The organism is Streptomyces albidus (ex Kaewkla and Franco 2022) (genome assembly GCF_013870515.1).
Taxonomy (GTDB): Bacteria; Actinomycetota; Actinomycetes; order Streptomycetales; family Streptomycetaceae; genus Streptomyces; species Streptomyces albidus.
The window spans coordinates 1-5457 of sequence record NZ_JACBXA010000324.1 but is presented as its reverse complement, the minus strand read 5'-3'; the positions used below and the strand labels follow the sequence as shown (position 1 = coordinate 5457).

The window sequence follows — 5457 nt, the reverse complement described above, 5'->3', positions numbered from 1 at the left end:
CCGGCGAGCCCATGACGCTCGCGGTGCTCCCGGACAGCTCCGTGCTGCACACCTCGCGTGAGGGCACGCTGCGGCTGACCGACGCGGGCGGCGCCACCAAGGTCGCCGGCGAGCTGCCCGTCTACTCGCACGACGAGGAAGGCCTCCAAGGAGTAGGCGTCGACCCGGACTTCACGGAAAACCGTTTCGTCTACCTCTTCTACGCGCCCCCGATGAACACCCCCGAGGGCGACGCCCCGGAGACGGGCAACCCCGACGACTTCAAGCCCTTCGAGGGCGTCAACCGGCTCTCCCGGTTCGTGCTCGGCGAAGACGGCAAACTCGACATGGACAGCGAGACGAAGATCCTCGAAGTCCCCGTCGACCGCGGCCTGTGCTGCCACGTCGGCGGCGACATCGCCTTCGATGCCGACGGCAACCTGCTGCTCTCCACCGGCGATGACACCAACCCCTTCCAGTCGGACGGGTACTCGCCCATCGACGAACGGGCCGACCGCAACCCCGCGTTCGACGCGCAGCGCAGCTCGGGCAACACCAACGACCTGCGCGGGAAGATCCTGCGCATCAAGGTCGCCGCGGACGGAAGCTACGAGGTCCCAGAGGGCAACCTCTTCGAGCCGGGCACCGAGAAGACCCGTCCCGAGATCTACGCGATGGGCTTCCGCAACCCGTTCCGCATGACCGTCGACAAGCCCACCGGCATCGTCTACGTCGGCGACTACGGTCCTGACGCGGGCTCGGCCGACCCGGCGCGCGGTCCCGGGGGACAGGTCGAGTTCGCCCGCGTCACCGAGGCGGGCAACTACGGCTGGCCGTACTGCACGGGCGACAACGACGCCTATACCGACTACGACTTCGGAAGTGGTGCGTCCGGCGACAAGTTCGACTGCGCGGCCCCGAAGAACGACTCCCCGCACAACACCGGCCTCACCGACCTGCCGGCCGCCAAGGCGGCATGGCTGCCCTACGACGGCGCATCGGTGCCCGAGCTGGGCGACGGCTCCGAGTCCCCGATGGGCGGCCCGGTCTACCGCTACGACGAGGACCTGGACTCCGAGGTGAAGTTCCCGGAGGAGTACGACGGGGACTTCTTCGCGGGTGAGTTCGGCCGTCAATGGATCAAGCGCATCGAGCACGACGCGGACGGCGGAGTCGCCTCCATCAACTCCTTCCCCTGGAGCGGCACCCAGGTGATGGACATGGAGTTCGGCCCGGACGGGGCGCTGTACGTACTGGACTACGGCACCGGCTACTTCAACGGTGACGAGAACTCGGCGGTCTACCGCATCGAGAACGCCACCGGCGGCCACAGCCCCATCGCCGAGGCGAAGTCCGACAGGACGAGCGGCCAGTCGCCGCTCGAAGTCGCCTTCTCCTCGGAGGGCAGCAGCGACGCCGACGGCGAAGAACTCAGCTACAGCTGGGACTTCGGTGACGGCGCCACCTCCGGCGAGGCGAACCCCACGCACACCTACACCGAGAACGGCACCTACTCCGCCACGGTCACCGCGAGCGATCCGGGCGGCCGCACCGGCAGCGCGAGCGTCATCGTGACGGTCGGCAACACGGCGCCGAAGGTCGAACTCCAAGTGCCCGCGGACGGCACGCCGTTCGGCTTCGGGGACGAGGTGCCCTTCGAGGTGAAGGTGACCGACCCGGAGGACGGCGAGATCGACTGCTCGAAGGTCGAGGTCAACTACATCCTCGGCCACGACAGCCACGGGCATCCGATCACGACGGCCAAGGGCTGCAAGGGCACGATCAAGACCACCGAGGACGGTGAACACGACCCGAACGCCGACATCTTCGGAGTCTTCGACGCCGAGTACACCGACGAGGGCGGCGGCGGACAGGACCCGCTGACGGGCCACGGGCAGAGCATCCTGCAGCCCGAGCACCGGCAGGCCGAGCACTTCACCGACTCCGCCGAGGGAGTCGAGGTCGCCGACGTCGAGGGCGCCGAAGGCGGACGTGCCGTCACGGGAGCCGACAACGGCAAGTGGATCGCCTTCGATCCGTATGTCACCGCCGACGTCACCGAGTTGACCGCGCGGGTCGACGGCGGCGGCGCGGCCGGCGGCTCCATCGAGGTACGCGCGGGGGCACCCGACGGCACCTTGCTGGGCACGGCCGAGGTCGGCACCGGCGCGGGCTGGAACGAGGTGGGCACCGCGATCGACGGCGCACCCGAGGGGACCGGAAAGCTCTACCTGGTCTTCACCGGCGGCGACGGCGACCTGTTCGACCTGGACAGCTTCAAGGTGACGACGGGCTGAGGGAGGAGAGCCGATGAGACGCAAGACAGGCACCCCACGCACGTCGCGCGTCCCGCGCCGCCCCGGCCGGACGGCGCTGACCGCCGTGGCCTCGGCGGTGCTGCTGATCGCCTCGGCGGCACTGCCCGGGCAGGCGGCGGCGACGGAGCCGGAGCAGCCCCGCGAAGGTGAACACGTCCTGGTCTTCTCCAAGACCGAGGGCTTCCGGCACGACTCCATCCCCGACGGCATCGCGGCGCTGAAGGAACTGGGCGCCGAGAACGGCTTCACCGTGGACGCCACGGAGGACGCCGCCGTCTTCACCCCCGACCGGCTCGCCGAGTACGACGCGGTCGTCTTCCTCTCCACCACGGGAGACGTGCTCGACGAGCACCAACAGGAGGCCTTCGAGGGCTACATACAGGAAGGAGGCGCATACGCGGGTGTGCACGCCGCCGCGGACACCGAGTACGAATGGCCGTGGTACGGCGGGCTCGTCGGTGCCTGGTTCGACTCGCACCCGGCGATACAGCCCGCCACCGTCGAGGTCGAGGACCACGCGCACCCGTCCACGGCCCATCTCGGCGGCACCTGGGACCGCGTCGACGAGTGGTACAACTACCGCAGCAGTCCCCGGGAGAACGTCCACGTGCTGGCCGCGCTGGACGAAGGCTCCTACGCCGGCGGCAACATGGACGGCGACCACCCCATCGCCTGGTGCCAGGAGTACGAGGGCGGCCGCGCCTTCTACACCGGCGGCGGGCACACCAAGGAGTCCTACGCGGACGAGGCCTTCCGTGCGCACCTGCTCGGCGGCATCCGCTGGGCCACGGGCGCCGCGCAGGCCGACTGCCGTCCGGAGAACGGCTACACGCCGATCTACGACAGCGGAACGGGCCTCCAGGAGTGGAAGCAGGCCGGGCCCGGTCACTTCGAGGAGGCCGGGGACGGCACCCTCACCACGGTCGGCGGAATGGGCCTGCTGTGGCATCAGACCGAGCAACTGACCGGCTATTCGCTGAAGTTCGACTGGAAGCTGGCCGGCGACGACAACTCCGGCGTGTTCGTCGGCTTTCCGGCCTCCGACGATCCCTTCTCGGCGGTGGACAACGGCTACGAGGTCCAGATCGACGCGACCGACGTCCCGGAGAAGACGACCGGGTCGGTCTACGGCTTCCAGTCGGCGGACCTCGAAGCACGGGACGCGGCACTCAACCCGCCGGGGGAGTGGAACACCTACGAGATCCGCGTCGAGGGTGAACGTCTCCAAGTCCACCTGAACGGCGTGCAGATCAACGATTTCACGAACACCGACCCTGCCCGCAGCCTCACTGACGGCTACATCGGCCTGCAGAACCACGGCGACGAGGACGAAGTGGCCTTCCGCGACGTACGGCTCCTCCCTCTCGGCCAGGGAGGGCCCGGGGGGAGCACCAGGGTGGAGAGCACCGGGCCGGAAGAGGCCCGCGGCGGGAAGGGAGGCACGGGCCGGGGACCTGCCCGGTAAGAGGACCCGCGCCCGACAACCGTCCGGCACACGCCGGATGACGGACCGCAGCCAGCGGTTCGCCTCGCCCGGTGTCCGGTGGCCCGAGGGGGGCAGCCAGGCACCGGGCAAGCGGCGGGTGAGGAGAACGCCGACTCCTCACCCGCCGCCTCCCGACAACGTTGCCCCGCCCCGGCGGCGGCGCACCGAGCCCCGCCGGGCCCACCCGGCGGGACCGCCCCCTCACCTTCGAGATTCGTGACCGAGCACCACGGCTCCACCTGACGCATCCGCAGACCCCCTCACCACGGAGGCAGGCCGTGACCGAAGTTCACCCCACTCAGCAGCAATCGGCCCGGGCCGGCGCCCGTACAGGCGTCTGGCTCGTCGGCGCACGCGGATCCGTGGCCACCACGGCCGTCGCCGGATGCGCCGCGCTCGCCTCCGGCATGCATCCGCCCACGGGCATGGTCACGGAGACCCCGCCCTTCGCGGGGTGCGGTCTTCCGCCGCTGGACCAGCTCGTCTTCGGCGGCCACGACACCGCCTCCTGCCCCCTGCCCAAGCGTGCCGAACAACTCGTGGCCGGCGGGGTGCTGCCGCACGGCCTCCCCGCCGCCGTGCACGCCGAACTCGCCGCTGCCGACGCCTGCGTACGGCCCGGAGGCCCGTCCCTGGGGTCCAGGGCCGAGCAGGAGGACCCGCGCAGCGAGGACGAGCTGATCGACACCTTCGCCTCCGACATGGCCGCCTTCACCCGCGACCACGGCCTCGCCCGCACCGTCGTCGTCAACGTCGCCTCCACCGAGGCGGCACCCAGGGAGGGGGACTCCGCGCTGCCGCCCAGCTCCCGCTACGCGGCGGCGGCCCTCAGAGCCGGCTGCCCGTACGTCAACTTCACACCGTCCACGGGCCTGCACCACCCGGGGCTCGCCGAAGCGATCCTGCGCTCCGGGCTGCCGCACGCCGGGCGGGACGGCAAGACGGGCCAGACGCTGCTGCGTTCCGTGCTCGCCCCGATGTTCGCGCAGCGCGCCCTGCCCGTACGCGCCTGGTCGGGCACCAACCTGCTCGGCGGCGGCGACGGGGCGGCCCTGGCCGACCCGGGAGCCGCGGCGGCGAAGAACGCGGGCAAGGAGCGGGTGCTCGAGGACAACCTCGGCGTGCTGCCGGAGGGACAGCTGCACATCGACGACGTACCGGCACTGGGCGACTGGAAGACCGCCTGGGACCACGTCGCCTTCGACGGTTTCCTCGGCTCCCGGATGATCCTCCAGACCATCTGGCAGGGCTGCGACTCGGCCCTGGCCGCGCCCCTCGTACTCGACCTCGCGCGCATCGTCGCCCGCGCCCACGAGGCGGGAGTCACCGGAGCCGTCGACGGGCTGGGCTTCTACTTCAAGGATCCCGACACCGGACCGAGCGACCTGCCCGGGCAGTGGCGGGAGTTGCTCGCTCTCGCGGGCACCCTGCGAGAGTGCCCATGAGGGGGGCGCGGCCGTTCGGCCGCGCAGCGGACTGGGCCGAACTCCTGCGCGTCTCAGCGGTGTTGACCGTGCCGGGCGACGCGGTGGCGGGTGCCGCAGCGAGCGGACGCCGGCCGAACCGGGGCACGCTCCTCGCGGCGGGCGCGTCACTGTGCCTCTACGAGGCCGGCATGGCCCTCAACGACTTCTCCGACCGCGAGATCGACGCGGTGGAACGCCCCGGACGTCC

General features: G+C 71.0%; 3 protein-coding genes and 1 pseudogene. All 4 read left to right on the top strand.

Going from position 1 to position 5457, the window contains the following annotated elements; all coding sequences use genetic code 11:
• Positions 1–2276: PQQ-dependent sugar dehydrogenase (locus H5J26_RS27915; protein WP_181768743.1), on the top strand; the 2276-nt coding region annotated here is incomplete at its 5' end.
• Between the two features lie 13 nt (positions 2277–2289).
• Positions 2290–3762: a ThuA domain-containing protein gene (locus tag H5J26_RS27910; RefSeq protein WP_181768742.1), complete on the top strand. Its 1473-nt coding sequence runs from the start codon at positions 2290–2292 to the stop codon at positions 3760–3762.
• A gap of 299 nt (positions 3763–4061) precedes the next feature.
• Positions 4062–5228, top strand: a complete 1167-nt coding sequence (locus H5J26_RS27905; protein WP_181768741.1) for an inositol-3-phosphate synthase — start codon at positions 4062–4064, stop codon at positions 5226–5228.
• Positions 5225–5457 (top strand): annotated as a pseudogene (locus tag H5J26_RS27900) (prenyltransferase); the annotation flags it as partial. The gene H5J26_RS27905 and the pseudogene H5J26_RS27900, both read left to right, overlap by 4 nt.